We start from the raw sequence: 18,223 nt of genomic DNA, 5'->3' as shown, positions 1-18,223 counted from the left end.
GACGAGGTTCGGGCCGAGGGGCGGCATGTGTCCGTTGATCGACTCTTCGCGCGTCTCCCCCTGGCGGTTCTGCGTCGCTCCGCCACTTGAGACCACGGGTTCGCGTGCCCCGAGGGGGCATGCGAACCCGCCCGAGATGATTCGAGAGAAGCAGGCAGGACCGGGCCGATGAACGTACCCCGCACCAGCACGAAGCCGGCGAAGCGCACCCGCGAGGTGACGCCGCTGCCGGCCACCCTGGCGCCGCTGGCGGCCGGACCGCGGATCTACAACCTCTTTCCCCTTCTGGTCGGCCGCGTCTCGGCCTGGACCGCGGAACTTCCCCGCATCGCCGAGCTCGGCTTCGACTGGGTCTACCTCAACCCGTTCCATCAGGCCGGCGGTTCGCGCTCGCTCTACGCGGTGGCCGACATCGACCGTCTCGACGAGCGCCTGCGCGACCTCGACGGGACGCCGGACGACGAGCAGATCCGCCGCTTCTGCGCGGCGGCCGCCGGGCACGGCCTGAAGATCATGACCGATCTGGTGGTGAACCACGCCGCCAACGATGGAAGGCTCGCCCACGAGCGCCCCGATCTCTTCGTGCGCGACGCCTCCGGCGCGCCGGTGAGCCCGCACGCGGTGGATCCCGACGATCCCTCGAAGATCACCGTCTGGGGCGACCTCGCCGAGTTCGACTACGTCGAGGCCGGCCCGCGCACCGCGCTGACGGACTTGTGGAACGGCTACATCGCCCGGCTCCAGGCCCTGGGCGTCGCCGGCTTCCGGTGCGATGCCGCCTACAAGGTGCCGCCGGACGTGTGGCGCAGCCTGATCGGCGCCGCCAAGCAGCGCGACCACGCCGCGCTCTTCGCCGCCGAGACCCTGGGCTGCACCTTCGAGGAGGCCCGCGCCACGGCGGAGGCCGGGTTCGACTACCTGTTCAATTCCTTCGCCTGGTGGGACCTGAAGGCACCCTGGGCCCTGGAGCAGTACGAGCGCCTGCGCATCCTGGCGCCCTCGATCGCCTTCCCGGAAAACCACGACATGCAGCGCCTCGCGGCCTCGCTCCCGGGCGGGCGCGAGGCGGTGGCGGCGGAGCTCAAGAGCCGCTACGCGCTCGCCGCCTTCTTCTCGGCCGGCGTGCTGATGCCGATCGGCTACGAGTGGGGCTACGCGAAGGCGCTCCACGTGGTCGAGACGACGCCCGAGAGCCGCGAGCACGACACCGGCATCGACATCTCGGGCTTCGTCGCGGCGGTGAACCGCCTGCGCGCCGATCTGCCCGCGGCCAATGTCGAGGGCGCGCAATGGCGCCTTTCGACCCCCGACGCGCCGTATGTTGCGCTGATCCGGATCGATACCGGCCATACCGGCTCGGCCGAGAACGCCGTGATCGTGCTCTACAATCCGACCGATGCGCCCGTCGCCGTCGATCCGGCGCCGCTCATCGCCGGCACCGGCGGCGAGTTCGGCCCGTTCCAGGACCTGACGCCCGAAGTCGCTCCGCTGGTCTTCCGGGCCGACCAGTCGATCGGCCTCGAACCCCGCGCGGTGCGCATCCTCGCCGCCCGCCGCATCGGCGCCCTGCGCCGGCCCCGCCGCACCATCCCGGACGGGGGTGGCCGCGTCGTCATCGAGGCGGTGAGCCCGGAGATCGACGGCGGCCGCTCGGCGATCAAGCGGGTCGTCGGCGACCAGGTCCATGTCGAGGCCGACATCTTCACCGACGGACACGACGTCATCAACGCTGCGGTGCTCTCGCGGCTGGCCGGCGAGACCGAGTGGCGCCGCGACCCGATGCTGTTCGTCGACAACGACCGCTGGCACGGCCATTTCCCACTCACCCGCAACGCCCGCTACGAGTACACGGTCGAGGCGTGGCGCGACGACTTCTCCTCCTGGCTGCGCGGCCTGGAGAAGAAGCGCCAGGCCGGGGTCGACGTCCGGCTCGAGACCATCGAGGGCGTCGGCCTCGTCAAGCGCGCGGCGGCGCTGGCCGAGGGGAGCGACGCCGCCGCGCTGACCGGCCTCGTCGCGGCGCTCGACGCCGACGAGGCGGGCTCGGCCGCGCAGCTGATGCGGCTCCTGGAGCAGACGGCGCTGATCCACCGCAACTCGGAGCGGGTGAACCTCTCGCGCTATCCGGTGGTGCTGGAGGTGGTCGCCGATCGGCTCGCCGCCCGGTTCTCGGCCTGGTACGAGATCTTTCCGCGCTCGCAATCGGGCGATCCGACCCGCCACGGCACCTTCGACGACGTGATCGCGCGTCTCCCTGAGATCCGCGAACTCGGCTTCGACGTGCTCTACTTCACGCCGATCCATCCGATCGGCCGCACCAACCGCAAGGGCAAGAACAACTCCCTGAAGGCCAAGGACGGCGATGTCGGCTCGGTCTATGCGGTCGGTGCGGAGGAGGGCGGCCACGAGGCGGTGCATCCGGACCTCGGCACGCTCGACGACTTCCGGCGCCTCGTTGCGGCGAGCCACGCCCATGGCATGGAAGTGGCGCTCGACTTCGCCATCCAGTGCTCGCCGGACCATCCCTGGATCAAGCAACACCCGGAATGGTTCGACTGGCGGCCCGACGGCACGATCAAATTCGCCGAGAACCCGCCGAAGAAGTACGAGGACATCGTCAACGTCGACTTCTACCGCGAGGGTGCCCTGCCGTCGCTGTGGACCGAGCTGCGCGACATCATCGTCGGCTGGGTCGAGCTGGGGGTGAAGATCTTCCGGGTCGACAACCCGCACACCAAGCCGATCCCGTTCTGGGACTGGATGATCCGCGACGTCAACGACCGCTACCCGGACGTGCTCTTCCTCGCCGAGGCCTTCACCCGGCCGAAGATGATGAAGAAGCTCGCCAAGGCCGGATTCCAGCAGAGCTACACCTACTTCACCTGGCGCAACACCAAGGACGAGCTGGCGACCTACGCGACCGAACTGGCCGGCGAGATGGGCGAATATTACCGCCCGAACTTCTTCGCCAACACGCCGGACATCAACCCGGTCTTCCTCCAGACCAGCGGCCGGCCGGGCTTCGTCATCCGGGGCACGCTCGCCGCGACGCTGTCGAGCGTCTACGGCATCTATAACGGCTTCGAGCTGTGCGAATCCGCGCCGGTCCCCGGCAAGGAGGATTACCTCGACTCGGAAAAATACGAGCTGAAGGCCTGGGACTATTACCGGCCCGGCAACATCCGCGACCACATCATCGCGCTGAACCGCATCCGGCGCGAGAACCCGGCGCTCTGGGATTTCCGCAACGTGGTCTTCACCCCGGCCTGGAACGACCAGATCCTGGCCTACCTGCGGATGACGCCGTCCGGCGACAACGCGGTGTTCTGCATGGTCAACCTCGATCCGCGCAACCGTCAGGAATGCACCTACGAGGTGCCGCTCTGGCAACTCGGCCTGCCCGATGACGGCGCCGTCGAGGTCGAGGACCTGCTGCTCGGCTACAAGTTCGAGCTGCGCGGCAAGACCCACCGCATCGCCCTCGATCCCGCCGAGCGTTCGGTGGTGATCTGGCGGCTTCGCCGCCCGACGCGGCTTGCGGCGGCGGGCGACGCGTGGCAGCACGGCTCGGCCTAGCCGAAGTGCGTATCAGGCGCGGGCGGGCGACCGTCCGCGCCGCCAGGCATTCCGAACTCTCCCCGGCGCCCCGCGTTGAGCTTGAAGTATGGCGACAGCCACGAAAGCCGTCAGCCCGGCGCCACGACCCGATCGAATGAGGCTCTGACGCGATGATCGATCGTACCGATCCGCAATGGTACCGTGACGCCATCATCTACCAGGTGCACGTCAAGTCCTTCTTCGACGCGAACAACGACGGCATCGGCGACTTCGACGGCCTGACCGCGAAGCTCGACTACATCCGCGACCTCGGCGTCACGGCGATCTGGGTGATGCCGTTCTACCCCTCGCCGCTGCGCGACGACGGCTACGACATCGCCGATTACCGCGACATCAACCAGTCCTACGGGACGATGGACCAGTTCCGCACCTTCGTGGACGAGGCCCATGCCCGCGGCCTCAGGGTCATCACCGAGCTCGTCATCAACCACACCTCGGACCAGCATCCCTGGTTCCAGCAGGCCCGCAACGCCCCCAAAGGTTCGGAGTGGCGCGACTTCTACGTCTGGTCGGACACCGACGAGAAGTATACCGACACCCGCATCATCTTCCTCGACACCGAGGCCTCGAACTGGACCTGGGATCCGGTCGCCAAGGCGTATTACTGGCACCGCTTCTACTCGCACCAGCCCGACCTGAACTTCGACAATCCGAAGGTTCTGGACGCGGTGATCGAGGTGATGCGCTACTGGCTCGACATGGGGGTGGACGGGTTGCGCCTCGACGCGATCCCCTACCTGATCGAGCGCGACGGCACCAATTGCGAGAATCTGCCCGAGACCCACACGGTCATCAAGAAGATCCGCGCCGCGCTGGACGAATCCTATCCCGACCGGATGTTGCTCGCCGAGGCCAACCAGTGGCCGGAGGAGACCGCACAGTATTTCGGCGACGGCGACGAATGCCACATGGCGTTCCACTTCCCGCTGATGCCGCGGATGTACATGGCGATCGCGCAGGAGGACCGGCACCCGATCACCGACATCATGCGGCAGACGCCGGAGATCCCCGATGGCTGCCAATGGGCGATCTTCCTGCGCAACCATGACGAGCTGACGCTCGAGATGGTGACCGACAAGGAGCGCGACTACCTCTGGAGCTTCTACGCCGCCGACCGGCGCGCCCGCATCAATCTCGGCATCCGCCGCCGCCTCGCGCCTTTGCTCGAGAACGACCGGCGCAAGATCGAGTTGATGAAGTTCCTGGTCCTCTCGATGCCCGGCACGCCCGTGCTGTACTATGGCGACGAGATCGGCATGGGCGACAACATCTATCTCGGCGACCGCGACGGCGTGCGCACACCGATGCAATGGTCGCCGGACCGCAACGGCGGCTTCTCGCGCTCCGACCCGGCCCGACTCTTTCTCCCGACGATCCAGGACCCGATCTACGGCTTCGACGCGGTCAACGTCGAGGCGCAGGCCCGCGCCCAAACCAGCCTGCTCAACTGGACCCGGCGGATGATCGCGATCCGCAACAACCACGTCTCGCTCGGGCGCGGGGCCTTGCGCTTCCTGTACCCGGACAACCGCAAGGTGCTGGCCTGGATTCGCGAGCACGACAACGAGCGGGTGCTCTGCGTCGCCAACCTGTCGCGGGCGCCGCAGGCGGTGCAGCTCGACCTCTCCGACCTGCGCACCGCCGTACCGGTGGAGCTGACCGGCGGCACCTCGTTCCCGCCGATCGGGGACCTGCCCTACCTGCTGACCATGCCGGCCTACGGCTTCTACTGGTTCTCGCTCTCGACCGCGAATGCCGGCACGATGGGCCCGAGCCCCGAGGCGCCGGAACTGTTCACCCTGGTGCTCACCGGCGGCGTCGAGACCCTGATGCGGGGCCGCGAGCGCCAGGCCTTCGAGCGCACGGTCGCGCCGCGCTTCATCGGCTCGCGGCGCTGGTTCGGCGCCAAGGGCTCGCGCATCCGCTCGGTCGAGGTCACCGACAGCGCGATCCTGCCCTCCGCGAGCGGCACCGGCGGCTTCCTGCTGCCGCGCATCGCCGTCTCGCTCGGCAACGGCGACACGCAGGACTACTTCGTGCCGCTCGCGGTCGACGAGAACCGCGAGGACGAGTCGCTGATGGACCACGCGGTCGCCCGGGTGCGCCGCGGCCCGCGGATGGGCCTCCTCTACGGCGCCGCCTCCTCGACCGACTTCGCCCTCGCAATGGTCGACGCGATCCGTAACAACCGCGACATCGCCTCGGAGAAGGGCAGCCTGCGCTTCCGGGCGACCTCGGCCTTCGACCCCGAGATGGAGCTCGACCCGGCCGACATCCGCCGCCTGTCGGCGGAGCAGAGCAACACCTCGATCGCGTTCGGCTCGCGGCTGATGCTGAAGCTCCTGCGCCGGCTCCAGCCCGGCGACCACCCGGAGGTCGAGGTCGGCCGCTTCCTCACCGAGGAGGCGGGCTTCAAGAACACCCCGGCGCTCCTCGGCGTGGTCGAGCATGTCGGGCCCGACGGCACCGCCACGGCGCTCGGCCTGCTCCAGGCCTTCGTGCGCAACCAGGGCGACGCCTGGACCCTGATGCTCGAATACCTCCGGCGCGACCTCGACACGTTCGTGCTGGTGCCCGAGAGCGAGGCGCCAGCCCCCGAGGACGCCTTCGCCACGCATCTGCGCTGGGCTGCGCTTCTGGGCCAGCGCACCGCCGAGATGCACCGGGCGCTCGCCACCGAGACCGACGACCCGGCCTTTGCCGCCGAGCCGTTCACCGGCGACGATCTCGCGGCGCTCGCCGCCGACACGCGCCGCCAGGCCGAGAAGGCCCTGCGCGCCTGCAACGCGCTGGGCGCTGCGGCCTCGGAGGGCGCCCGCGAGGCGGCCGCCGCGGTGCTCGACGCCAAGACGAGGATCGAGGCGCTGATCGAGACCCTGAGCCGCGAGGCGCCGGCCGGCGCCCACCGGACCCGCATCCACGGCGACTACCATCTCGGCCAGGTTCTGGCCTCGCAGGACGACCTCATCATCGTCGACTTCGAGGGCGAGCCGTCGCGGCCGGTGGACGAGCGCCGGGCGAAGTCGACGCCGTTGCGCGACGTTGCCGGCATCCTGCGCTCGCTCGCCTATGGCGGCGAGACCGTGAGCCGCGAGGTCGCCTCCCGCTTCGCGGAGGCCGGCGACCGGGCCAAGACCGCCGTGTCCGCCTGGCGCGGGATGGTGAGCGGCGCGTTCCTGGAGGCCTATGCGGCCACCGTGCAGGGCAGCCGTGCCGCCGTCACCGATGCGGCGACGCAGGAGCGCCTGCTGCGCCTCTGCCTGCTGCAGAAGGCGCTCTACGAGATCGACTACGAGGCCAACAACCGTCCGGACTGGATCGAGATTCCGGCCCGCGGCGTCCTGGCCATCCTGGCCGACTGAAACCCCACGGGCGGCGGCGCATCGCGGCGTCGCCCGTATCGATTTCAGGGGTCGCGGGTTGGTGCGAGACCCGCGACCACATCGACGAAAACCCGCTTGGAGAGGTGCGAGACCCATGGACGACGAGACCAGCGCCCGGAAGCCGGCCGCTCGCCGGCGCCCGACCGCCCGCCCGCCTGAGCCGCGCGTGACCGAGACCGTGACGACCACCGCGGCACCGACGGATGCCGCCGCGAAGGCTCCCCCGACCGACAAGGCCTCCCCGACCGGCAAGGCCTCCCCGATCGGCAAGACGACGAGCCGCGGCCCCACCTCCGGCCAGCCGGTGTCGCTGCGCGTCGCCGCCATGCAGGCGGCGTCCTCGCCCCGCGTCTCGGGCCCGGCGCCGACCCGGCCCGTCCGTCCCCCGGTGGCGGGCCGCGCCTACGCGGTCCACCCGGACGCCGTCGAGGCGATGATGCGGGCCGAGCACGGCGATCCCTTCTCGGTATTGGGCCCCCACGAGACGGCCGAGGGCCAGTGGGAGATCCGCGCGGTGCTGCCGGAGGCCCGCGCCGCCACGGTCGTCGTCGGCGATACCCGCGTGCCGATGGAGCGGCGCCACCCGGCCGGCTTCTTCATCGCCAGCCTCCCGCACCCGCAGCGGCCCGATTACCGCATCGCGGTCGAGGGCTGGGACAACACCGAGCGCCTGCGGCGCGACCCCTACGAGTACGGCGCCACCCTCGACCAGGGGGAGATCGGCCTCCTGCGCGACGTCGGCAACGACGCGGTGCACCGGGTGCTGGGCGCGCAGGAGGTCGAGATCGGCGGCACGCCGGGCTTCCGCTTCGCGGTCTGGGCCCCGAATGCGCGGCGCGTCTCGGTCGTCGGCGATTTCAACGACTGGGACGGCCGGCGCCACCCGATGCGGCTGTGGCAGGATGGCGGCGTCTGGGAGCTGTTCGTTCCCGAATTGAAGCGGGGCGGGCACTACAAGTTCGAGATGCGCGGCCCCGACGGCGCGCTCCTGCCGCTCAAGGCCGACCCGGTCGCCTTCGCGGCCCAGCAGCCGCCCGAGACCGCGTCCCGGCTCGAAGGCCTGCCGAAGCTCGCCTGGCGCGACGGCGCCTGGATGGAGAGCCGCAACGCGATCGATCACCGCCACAGCCCGATCTCGATCTACGAGGTCCATCTCGGCTCGTGGGCGCGGGTGCCGGAGGAGGGCAACCGCTACCTCACCTATCGCGAGCTCGCCGCGCGCCTGATCCCCTACGCCAAGGAGATGGGCTTCACCCATATCGAGCTCCTGCCGATCACCGAGCACCCGTTCGACGGGTCCTGGGGCTACCAGCCGGTCTCGCTCTACGCGCCGACCAGCCGCTTCGGCTCGCCCGACGACTTTTCCGAATTCGTCAACGCGGCGCACGAGGCCGGCATCGGCATCCTGCTCGACTGGGTGCCGGGCCACTTCCCCCTCGACGCCCACGGCCTCGGCCAGTTCGACGGCACCCACCTCTACGAGCACGCCGACCCGCGCCAGGGCTTCCACCAGGACTGGGGCACCTACATCTACAATTTCGGGCGCACCGAGGTCTCGGCGTTCCTGGCCTGCAACGCCCGGTTCTGGCTCGAGCACTACCACCTCGACGGCCTGCGGGTCGATGCGGTGGCCTCGATGCTCTATCTCGACTACTCGCGCCGGGCCGGGGAGTGGATCCCGAACCAGTACGGCGGCAACGAGAACCTGGAAGCCATCGACTTCCTGCGCAAGACCAACGAGGCGACCTACAGCCACGCGCCGGGCACGATGACGGTGGCGGAGGAATCGACCTCCTGGCCCGGCGTCTCGCACCCGACCTATACCGGCGGCCTCGGCTTCGGCTTCAAGTGGAACATGGGGTGGATGCACGACACCCTGCGGTTCATATCAAAAGAGCCGGTGCATCGCCGCTACCACCACCACGACCTGACCTTCGGGCTGCTCTACGCCTTCTCGGAGAACTTCATCCTGCCCCTGTCCCACGACGAGGTGGTGCACGGGAAGGGCTCGCTGCTCGGCAAGATGCCGGGCGACCGCTGGCAGAAATTCGCGAATTTGCGCGCCTATTTCGGCTTCATGTGGGGGCATCCCGGCAAGAAGCTCCTGTTCATGGGCGGCGAGTTCGGCCAGGAGCGGGAGTGGAACCACAACCAGAGCCTCGACTGGCACCTCTTGGAAGACCCCTTCCATGCCGGCCTGAAGGATCTGGTGCGCGACCTCAACCATCTCTACGCCGCGACCCCGGCGCTCTACGAGCGCGACACGGAGGCCGCCGGCTTCCAGTGGCTGGTCTCGGACGATGCCGAGAACAACGTCATCGCCTGGGCCCGCAAGGGCCGCGCGCCCGGCGAGATCGCGATCGTGGTGTCGAACTTCACCCCCGTCGTACGCCACGGCTACCGCATCGGCGTGCCGATGGCCGGCCATTACCGCGAGGCGTTCAACTCGGATGCCGAAGGGTATGGCGGCAGCAATGTCGGCAATTACGGTGGAGTCGACGCCGTGGCGGAGGCCTCGCACGGCCAGGACCACTCGTTGACCCTGTCCCTGCCGCCGCTCGGGACGATCATCCTGGTGCGCAAGGGATGAGGAGGTAAAAGGCCTGTCTGAGCCATCGCGCGGGACCTCTCTCCCGAGGGGTCCCGCGCATGGGCACGACCCGTCCGGAATACCGCGATCCCTCACCCGACTCTTGACGAGCGGTCGTGGGATCTCGGCATTTCACCACCGGGACGCTTAACCGAGAAACCGGAAGCCGCTTCGGACCCCCGCCCCCGACCTGCTATGAACGACGCAGCGATCGGGATGAGGGATACTCCTTCCATGTTGACGGCGTTGTCCAAGCAGTTGATGCCGCCATGGATGCAGTCCATGGCGCGGCGGGCCAAGCTGGAGCGCTCGCTGAAGACCTTCGAGCGACGCGTCGTGACGCACCGCTTCGGCGGGATCGACCTCACCGTCAGTCTGTGCGACCCGGTCGGCGCCGAATGGTACGACCATGATTCCGGGATGCTCGCCGAGATCGCGTTCTTCAAGGAAAGCGGTGCGCTGAAGGACGGCGCGACGGTCTTCGACCTCGGCGCCCATCAGGCCGTGGTGGCGCTGCAGCTCGCCCATCATGTCGGCCCCACCGGCCGCGTGGTGGCCCTGGAGGCCAACCCGCACAACGCCCGGGTCGCCAACGAGAACGTCGCCCAGAACGGCGCCCGCAACCTCACCATCCTGCACGCCGCCGCGGCGAGCGAGGACGGGGTGCTGGAGTTCAACGAGAGCCTGAACGGCCAGGTCGACGGCGGCGCCGGCACCCACGGCAAGGTCCAGGTGAAGAGCCGGTCGATCGACAGCCTCGCGGCCGAGTTCGGCACCCCCGACATCGTCTACGTCGATGTCGAGGGCTTCGAATGCGCGGTGCTGGACGGCGCAGGCACCTCCCTCGACCGGATCCCGAACTGGTTCATCGAGGTCCATGGCGGCGCGGGCCTCGAAAAGTTCGGCGGCTCGGTCGACCGGCTGCTCGGCTACTTTCCCGCCGACCGGTTCGAGCGTCACTTCTGCCGCTCGGACGAGGGGCCGTTCGTTCCCTTGAGCGAGACCGGCTCCCTCGAAGGGACGCGCTGGTTCTTCATCGCCACGCGGATCTGACCCCCACACGCCCCGGCTTGCGCCGGAACGTGCCGCTTGCGATGCCTGGGTCTCCCCGTACCATCGGTGAGTCCCAGCATGACCCTCACGCCCCTGCCCGACACGATGCCGCCGGTGAGCCGCGAGGCGGCCGGGGTGTGGCCGAGCGGCATCGGCGAGCTCGTGGCCTACGGCGTCGAGCGGCCGGGCCTGATCCCGCTCTGGGTCGGGGAGGGCGACCGGCCGACCCCGGCCTTCATCGCCGAGGCGGCCCAGCGGGCGCTGCGGGACGGCGCCACCTTCTACACCCGCATGCTCGGCATCCCGCCGCTCCGCGAGGCCCTGGCCGAGTACGTCTCGCGGCTCTACGGCGATCCGGTCGGTCCCGAGCGGTTCTTCGTGACGGTGGGCGGCATGCACGCCTTCCACACCGCGATCCGCATTGCCGCCGAGCCCAACGACGAGGTGGTGCTGCCGACGCCGACCTGGTCGAACTTCTTCGGCGCCGTCGCGATGCAGGGGGCCAAGCCCGTCCCGGTGCCCATGCAGTTCGACGCGGGCAACGGCTGGAGCCTCGACATCGCCCGGATCGCCGCCGCGATCACGCCCCGCACCCGCGCCATCGTGCTCAACACCCCGGCGAACCCGACCGGCTGGGTCGCGACCCGGGCCGATCTGGAGGCGGTGCTGGCGATCGCCCGCCGCCACGACCTCTGGATCGTCGCCGACGAGATCTACGGCCGCTTCTGCTTCGACCCGGCCCACGAAACCCTCGGCCGGGCGCCCTCGATCCGCGACGTCTGGCAGCCGGAGGACCGCGACCGGGTGCTGTTCGTCCAGACGTTTTCCAAGAACTGGGCGATGACCGGCTGGCGCGTCGGCTGGCTCGAGGGACCGGCCTCGATCGGCCGGATCGTCGACGGGCTCGTCCTCTACGGCACGTCGGGCGTCGCCACCTTCCTGCAGCACGCCGCGATCACGGCGATCCGCGAGGGCGAGGCACTGGTGGCCGAGCAGATCGCCCAGGCCCGCGCCGGGCGCGCCATCGTCTCCGAAGCCTTGAGCGCCGTGCCCGGCGTCGAGCTGCCGGCGCCGCCGGGCGCCTTCTACGCCTTTCCGCGGGTGCCGGCCGAGCCGGACGACGTCCGCCTGGCCAAGCGCATCGTCGATCAGGCGAATGTCGGGCTCGCTCCGGGCTCGGCTTTCGGGCCCGGCGGAGAAGGGTTTTTGCGGCTGTGCTTCGCCCGCTCGGCGGCGGACCTCACCGAGGCGATGCGCCGGATGGTGCCGGTGCTCGGGAAGCGGTGAGAGCCCGTTCGGGTCGATGGATGACGATTTCGTCCCGCCCTCGATCTCATCCCGAGGTCGAGGGTGGGATTAAAAAAGACACCCGCAACGCTGGCCAGGCCCATCGAACGAGCTGGGAGAAAGCTCACCGCTTGCGCACGAACTCCGTGCGCAGCACCAGGCCCTTGATGGTGTCGTGCCGGCAATCGATCTCGTCGGGATCGTCGGTCAGCCGGATCGAGCGGATCACCGTGCCCTGCTTGAGGGTCTGGTTGGCGCCCTTGACCTTCAGGTCCTTGATCAGGGTGACCGAATCGCCGTTGGTGAGCACGTTGCCGGCGGCGTCGCGCACCTCGCGGGTCGGAGCGGCCTGCATCTCGCTCGCCGGGCGCCACTCGCCCGTCGCCTCGTCGTACACGTAGTCGTCGTCCGCACCCGTCACGCTCGTCGGTCCTCCGTTGCGGGGGCGTTGTCGCCGGTGGGGTCGGCCCCCCGCAAGGGGCCGGTCCTCAGATAACCGGTAGGCCGCGCTGCTTGGCTTCCTCGCCGGGCTCGACATGGATCGTCACCACGGCGCCCTCGACCGCGCCCTCGATCGCGGCTTCGAGCCGGTCGCAGATGGCGTGCGATTCCGCCACCGTCATCTCGCCCGGCACCACGAGGTGGAAATCGATGAAGGTGACCTGGCCGGCATGGCGGGTGCGCACGTCGTGCGCCTCCAGCGCGCCCTCGCCGTGCTCCGAGATCAGCCGGCGGATCTGCGTCACCATCTCGGCGGGGGCGGCCTGGTCCATCAGGCCGCTCACCGAATCCCGCACCATGGCGCCGCCCGACCACAGGATGTTGAGCGCCACCACGACCGCGATGACCGGATCGAGGATCGCCCAGCCGGTCGCGGTGGCGAGCCCGAGGCCGATCAGCACGCCGCCGGAGGTGAACACGTCGGCCAGCACGTGCTTGCCGTCCGCCACCAGGGCGGGCGAGCGCCAGGCGCGGCCGCGCCGCACCAGCATCACGCCCCAGACGAGGTTGATCGCGGTGGCCACCCCGTTCACCGCGACGCCGATCAGCGGCGCGTCGAGGGTCTTGGGCGCCTGCAGCGCGTCGTAGGCGTCGCGCAGGATGACGATCGCCGCGACGATGATCAGCGCGCCCTCGATCACCGCCGAGAAGTACTCGGCCTTGTGGTGGCCGTAGGGGTGGTTCTGGTCGGCGGGCTGGGCGGCGACGCGCAGGGCCACGAAGGCCGTCATCGCCGCGACCACGTTGATGATGCTCTCCAGCGCGTCCGAGTAGAGCGCGAGGCTCCCGGTGATCCACCAGGCGAAGAACTTGAGGCCGAGCACCAGGAGGCCGACCCCGGCGCTGGCGAGGGCGGCGGCTTGCGCACGTTCCATGACGATGTTCCGAGACACGAGGGCGTGGCCGCGGCGCGGAGGGCGCCGCCGCGGCGCGGCGCCGCTCCCATACGGCGCCGCCTCCCGGAAGGCCACGGCACAGGTCTTAGCCCCGGCTAAAACCTCGGACGTCGGCTATTCCTCTGGGTCAGGTCCGGACCGGTCAGCCGATGGCGGGGCGGGCCGACGGCTCCCGGGCCTGCTCGCGCAGGCGCGACACCTGGGCCCGCGCCCGGGCGGCGGCGGCCTTGCGGGCGTAGTGCCGGCGCGTGAAGCCGAAGCGGGCGGAGGATGCGAGGCTCTCCAGCCGCTCGGCCTCGCACTCCCACCAGACGACGAGCTCGGCATCGAGGGTCGGATGGCTGGGCATGACGGGACTCCGGGGCGAACTGGGACGACGCGATCTCAGATGGGGCGCGACGGACCAATACGCCATGCTCCCGCCCGCGGGTACGCGAGCCCCATTGATCCGGCGGCGGAATCCTGGCTGAAGGGCGCGATGCGCGTGGACCTGTTCGATTTCGACCTGCCGGAGGACAGCATCGCCCTCCGGCCCGCGGTGCCGCGGGACGGCGCCCGCCTGATGCTGCTGCATCCCGGCAGCCTCCCGGAGGACCGCATCGTGCGCGATCTCCCCGGCCTGCTGCGGCCCGGCGACGTGCTGGTCTTCAACGACACCCGGGTGATCCCGGCCCGCCTGCGCGGCCTGCGCCACCGGGACGGCACCACGGTGCGGCTTGAGGCGATGCTCCATCTGCGGGAGGCCCCGAATCGCTGGCGCGCCTTCGCCCGGCCGGCCAAGCGCCTGAAGGTCGGCGACCGGGTCAGCTTCGGGGCGGCCGGGGAGGGCGAGGCCTGCGCGCTCACCCGCCTCGACGCCACCATCGTCGAGCGCGGGGAGGGGGGCGAGACCACCTTCGCCTTCGACCTCTCAGGCCCGGCCCTCGACGAGGCGGTGGCGGCGCTCGGCGAATTGCCGCTGCCCCCCTACATCGCCGCCAAGCGCCCGACCGACGCGCAGGACACCGCCGACTACCAGACGGTCTACGCCCGCGAGCCCGGTGCGGTGGCCGCCCCCACCGCCGGCCTGCACTTCACCCCCGACTTGCTGGCGGCCTGCAATGCCGCCGGCCTGGGGCAGGTGCGGGTGACGCTGCATGTCGGCGCCGGCACCTTCCTGCCGGTCAAGGCCGACGACACCGACGCGCACCGGATGCATGCCGAGATCGGCGAGATCACGCCCGACGCCGCCGAGGCCCTGAACCGGGCGCGGGCAACGGGCGGGCGCATCGTGGCGGTGGGCACCACGGCGCTCCGGCTCCTGGAGAGCGCTGCCGAGTCCGACGGCACGATCCGGCCCTGGACCGGCGCCACCGACATCTTCATCACGCCCGGCTACCGCTTCCGCGCGGTGGACGTGCTGATGACCAACTTCCATCTGCCGCGCTCGACCCTGTTCATGCTCGTCTCGGCCTTTGCCGGGCTCGAGCCGATGCGAGCGGCCTATGCGGCCGCGATCGAACGCGGCTACCGCTTCTATTCCTACGGCGATAGCAGCCTGCTCTTCCGGGCGGAGACGCGATGACCGACCACTTCACCTTCACCGTCGCGGCGACCGACGGCCCGGCCCGCACCGGCGAGATCCGCATGCCGCGGGGCGTCATCCGCACCCCGGCCTTCATGCCTGTCGGCACCGCCGGCACCGTCAAGGCGATGTATCCCGAGCAGGTGAAGGCGCTCGGCGCCGACGTGGTGCTCGGCAACACCTACCACCTGATGCTGCGCCCGGGCGCCGAGCGGGTGGCGCGTCTCGGCGGCCTGCACGCCATGATGCAGTGGCCCTATCCGATCCTGACCGATTCCGGCGGCTTCCAGGTCATGTCGCTCGCGGGCTTGCGCAAGCTCGACGAGACGGGAGTGCGCTTCCAGTCGCATCTCGACGGCTCGACGCACCTGCTCAGCCCCGAGCGCTCGATCGAGATCCAGGGCCTGCTCGGCTCCGACATCCAGATGCAGCTCGACGAATGCGTGCGCCTGCCCGCGCCCGAATCGGCGATCGAGAGCGCGATGCGGCTGTCCTTACGCTGGGCCGAGCGCTGCCGCATCGCCTTCGGCGACCAGCCCGGCAAGGCGATGTTCGGCATCGTCCAGGGCGGCGACATCCCGGCTTTGCGCGTCGAGAGCGCCAAGGCCCTGGTCGATCTCGACCTCAAGGGCTACGCCGTCGGCGGGCTGGCGGTCGGCGAGCCGCAGGCGACGATGCTCGCCATGATCGAGACCGTCGAGCCGCATCTGCCGACGGCGAAGCCCCGCTACCTGATGGGGGTCGGCACGCCGGACGACATCGTGCAGGCGGTGAGCCGCGGCATCGACATGTTCGATTGCGTGATGCCGACCCGGGCCGGCCGCCACGGCATGGTCTATACCCGCCACGGCCGCCTCAACCTGCGCAACGCGCGGTTTGCCGAGGACAACACCCCCCTCGACCCGGAATCGACCTGCCCGGCGGCCAACCTCTACAGCAAGGCCTACCTGCACCACCTCGTCCGCGCCGGCGAGATCCTGGGGATGATGCTGCTGACCTGGAACAACCTGTCCTACTACCAGGACCTGATGGCCGGCCTGCGCAAGGCCATCGCGGAGGGGAGGCTCCAGGACTTCATCGGCGAGACCCGCGAGGGCTGGCAGAAGGCGGAGCGCGACCGGGCCGCCTGATCACGGCCCCGTCGTGCGCGGCGCGGCGAGCACCCGGTAGAACCCGTCCGGATCGTCGGCCTTCGCGTCCACCGCCCGGCGCAGGGCATCGACGATGCGCCCGGCGACCGGCAGACGGTAATGGAGGGCGTCCCAGTACTGGGTGTCGTCCCGCGTCACGGATGACGGGATGCGGAAATCGACCAGCGTCGCGCCGTGCCGGCGGGCGATCTCCGCCACCCGCGCCTTGCAGACCGCCTCCCGCGCCGCCCCGGCGCTGCCCGGGCGGGGTTGCGCCGCCACGTTGACCGGCATGAAGGCGACGAGCTTGAGGGCATCCGCCGGCACGAGGCCCAGCAGCGCGTCGAGCCAGGGCAGGGCCGGGGTCGCGGGATCGGCCCCGGGCGCGGCGTCGGCCGCGGGCGCGTCGCCGTGGATATGGGCCGCGGCCCGGGCCGCGTCGTACTGGGATTCCGGCGGGGTGAAGACCTCGTAGCCGTCGCCGCGGATGCGCGCCGGCATGCGCCCGAGGCGGTGCATCAGGGCGCGCCCGGCGATCTCCACGCTCTGCTGGTTCCACTGATGGAAGAGGGCGGTCCAGGCGAGCGGCTCGCGGTAGAGCCAGGGCGGGAAGGCCCGGAAGGTCAGGCGCCTCGCATCCGCATCCGCCTCGCACCACGGCGCGTCGAGGCCGAACAGCACCGCCTTCGCGTCGGTCCGGGCGAGGAACAGCCGGGCGAGCTGCGTCTGCTCCCAGGGCGTCGCGGCATTCATCGCGAGGTTGGCGAAGTGCCCGCCGAAGGCCCGGTCGAGAGCGTGCGGGTCGAGGAGCCGCGCCGTCGAGGTGCCGAACACCGCCGCGTCGTAGGCGCCGCCCCGCACCACCTGCGGGTACATGAAGCGCTGGTTGAGATCCATGATCGGCCCCGGCGCCCGCCCGGGCGCGGCGCGCAGTCCATAGGGATCGAGGAGCGTCACGAAGCCGAGCACGAGGAGCCCCATCGCGCCTGCGGCCCCGACGAGGAGGCCGGCGAAACGTCGCCAGGTCGCGGCGGGTGCGGTCGCGGAATCGGCGGGCGGGGCGGGGGCAGGGACCATCGCGGCGGGGCTTCTGTGGGCGGCCGTGGTCTCCCGGTTGACCCGGCCGCGTCAACCCCCTATGTCCGCCCATGCTCCGAACAGGACCAGGACCGGCCCACCAGCGCCGCGTCGTCATCCCGGGAGCACGGGCGCGTAGCTCAGCTGGTAGAGCAACGGACTTTTAATCTGTAGGTCCTGGGTTCGAGTCCCAGCGCGCTCACCATCTTTTCTCGGATATCCAGCAATACCCCATCGATCACCCGGCAACGTCGTCGAACGACGGTCGGGCACGACTTCGATCGTCGAGTGTCGCGGATCTCTGCAGTCTTGGCTCCGGATCGACCTGACGTCGAACGCCGTTGCGGGGGCCGTCTCGCGTCGAGACATGGGGACATCTCGGGGAGACGTTTCGCCGGACGTCCGCATCGTCGTTGACGCTCCACACCGCCTCGGGCAATGAGCCGGTGCCCAGTTTCACCGGAGGGGCAATGTCGGAGAATGATGCGCTCATGAAGGCCTTGGCTGATGTGAGCGAACGGCGTGCGGCGCTCGAGGCCGAGTACGAGCGGATCGGGGCGGAACTCGCCAAGCTCCGGCTTGCCGAGAACGCGCTCAGGGCGATCGTCGAGGATACGCCGATCGAGGATCTCGGCCTCCCGCGGCCGGCGGCCGGCCCGGCGAGTGGGTTCGCGGGCGGCAGTGCCGGCGGCGTGGGCGCCGAGGCGCGCACCGGCGGGCGGCGCGGCCCTCGGGGACCGCGGGCGAACTCGACCAAGGGGCGGCTGAAGGCGCTGATCGACGGGGCCGGGCCGCAGGGCCTGTCGCAGCCGCAGATCCTGCGCGCCCTGCCCGACGCCGCACCGGCGACCATCAACGCCTATCTCAGCGGCATGGTCGGCGCCGGCGAGGCGCTGCTCGTCGGCAACTTCTACACCAAGCCGCGCACCCGCGACGACGAGGTCCAGGTTCAGGACGAGTCCGCGCACGACGACGGCTCGGAGGACGACGACGACCTCTATGACGGCGAGGTCGAGGACGATGCGGCGGACGACGCGCCGCCCCGCGACCGGTAGACCCGTAAACACGCGCCGTCGCCCGTTCGCCGGGCGACGGCGCCCGGCGCGCATCCGGGCAACAAGCGC

The 18,223-nt window shown here is 70.3% G+C and carries 12 protein-coding genes and 1 tRNA gene; 9 read left to right on the top strand and 4 right to left on the bottom strand.

What is annotated here, in order from left to right; translation table 11 throughout:
* The first annotated feature begins 168 nt into the window (after positions 1-168).
* From QR78_RS06775 to QR78_RS06755, 5 genes are all read left to right on the top strand, one after another.
* Positions 169-3,576: a maltotransferase domain-containing protein gene (locus tag QR78_RS06775; protein WP_048426735.1), complete on the top strand. Its 3,408-nt coding sequence runs from the start codon at positions 169-171 to the stop codon at positions 3,574-3,576.
* 152 nt (positions 3,577-3,728) lie between these two features.
* Positions 3,729-6,980 (top strand): maltose alpha-D-glucosyltransferase, encoded by a 3,252-nt coding sequence (gene treS, locus QR78_RS06770; protein WP_048426734.1) that lies wholly within the window; start codon positions 3,729-3,731, stop codon positions 6,978-6,980.
* 346 nt (positions 6,981-7,326) lie between these two features.
* Positions 7,327-9,591, top strand: coding sequence for a 1,4-alpha-glucan branching protein GlgB (gene glgB / locus QR78_RS06765; RefSeq protein WP_048426748.1), 2,265 nt, complete (start codon positions 7,327-7,329; stop codon positions 9,589-9,591).
* Between the two features lie 234 nt (positions 9,592-9,825).
* Positions 9,826-10,644 carry an FkbM family methyltransferase gene (locus tag QR78_RS06760; protein WP_158004014.1) on the top strand — a complete coding sequence of 273 codons (819 nt, stop codon included), beginning with the start codon at positions 9,826-9,828 and terminating at the stop codon, positions 10,642-10,644.
* 78 nt (positions 10,645-10,722) lie between these two features.
* Positions 10,723-11,931 (top strand): pyridoxal phosphate-dependent aminotransferase, encoded by a 1,209-nt coding sequence (locus tag QR78_RS06755; RefSeq protein ID WP_048426732.1) that lies wholly within the window; start codon positions 10,723-10,725, stop codon positions 11,929-11,931.
* Between the two features lie 124 nt (positions 11,932-12,055).
* Here the strand turns inward: QR78_RS06755 and QR78_RS06750 are convergent, their stop codons facing one another.
* The 3 genes from QR78_RS06750 to QR78_RS06740 form a co-directional block, all read right to left on the bottom strand.
* Positions 12,056-12,352 (bottom strand): alkylphosphonate utilization protein, encoded by a 297-nt coding sequence (locus tag QR78_RS06750; protein WP_048426731.1) that lies wholly within the window; start codon positions 12,350-12,352, stop codon positions 12,056-12,058.
* Between the two features lie 67 nt (positions 12,353-12,419).
* Complete coding sequence (locus QR78_RS06745) at positions 12,420-13,307, bottom strand: cation diffusion facilitator family transporter (protein ID WP_048426730.1); 888 nt, start codon at positions 13,305-13,307, stop codon at positions 12,420-12,422.
* Positions 13,308-13,470: 163 nt separating this feature from the next.
* Positions 13,471-13,677: a hypothetical protein gene (locus tag QR78_RS06740; RefSeq protein WP_048426729.1), complete on the bottom strand. Its 207-nt coding sequence runs from the start codon at positions 13,675-13,677 to the stop codon at positions 13,471-13,473.
* Between the two features lie 129 nt (positions 13,678-13,806).
* Here QR78_RS06740 and queA point away from each other — a divergent pair, with 129 nt between their 5' ends.
* Both queA and tgt read left to right on the top strand, forming a co-directional pair.
* Positions 13,807-14,892 (top strand): tRNA preQ1(34) S-adenosylmethionine ribosyltransferase-isomerase QueA, encoded by a 1,086-nt coding sequence (gene queA, locus QR78_RS06735; protein ID WP_048426728.1) that lies wholly within the window; start codon positions 13,807-13,809, stop codon positions 14,890-14,892.
* Positions 14,889-16,022 carry a tRNA guanosine(34) transglycosylase Tgt gene (gene tgt, locus QR78_RS06730; RefSeq protein ID WP_048426727.1) on the top strand — a complete coding sequence of 378 codons (1,134 nt, stop codon included), beginning with the start codon at positions 14,889-14,891 and terminating at the stop codon, positions 16,020-16,022. The genes queA and tgt overlap by 4 nt, the downstream gene beginning before the upstream one ends.
* Here the strand turns inward: tgt and QR78_RS06725 are convergent, their stop codons facing one another.
* The gene (locus QR78_RS06725; protein WP_048426726.1) at positions 16,023-17,099 is read right to left on the bottom strand and encodes a hypothetical protein; all 1,077 of its coding nucleotides are present in this window, start codon (positions 17,097-17,099) and stop codon (positions 16,023-16,025) included.
* A 129-nt stretch (positions 17,100-17,228) separates the two neighbouring features.
* Here QR78_RS06725 and QR78_RS06720 point away from each other — a divergent pair.
* Positions 17,229-17,304 (top strand) — tRNA-Lys (locus QR78_RS06720).
* Between the two features lie 265 nt (positions 17,305-17,569).
* Positions 17,570-18,154: a hypothetical protein gene (locus tag QR78_RS06715; protein ID WP_048426725.1), complete on the top strand. Its 585-nt coding sequence runs from the start codon at positions 17,570-17,572 to the stop codon at positions 18,152-18,154.
* The last annotated feature ends 69 nt before the right edge of the window (positions 18,155-18,223 follow it).

This window comes from Methylobacterium indicum (assembly GCF_001043895.1).
Taxonomy (GTDB): domain Bacteria; phylum Pseudomonadota; class Alphaproteobacteria; order Rhizobiales; family Beijerinckiaceae; genus Methylobacterium; species Methylobacterium indicum.
Note: the sequence above shows the minus strand (reverse complement) of the source record. Positions and strands in the feature narration are given on the sequence as shown.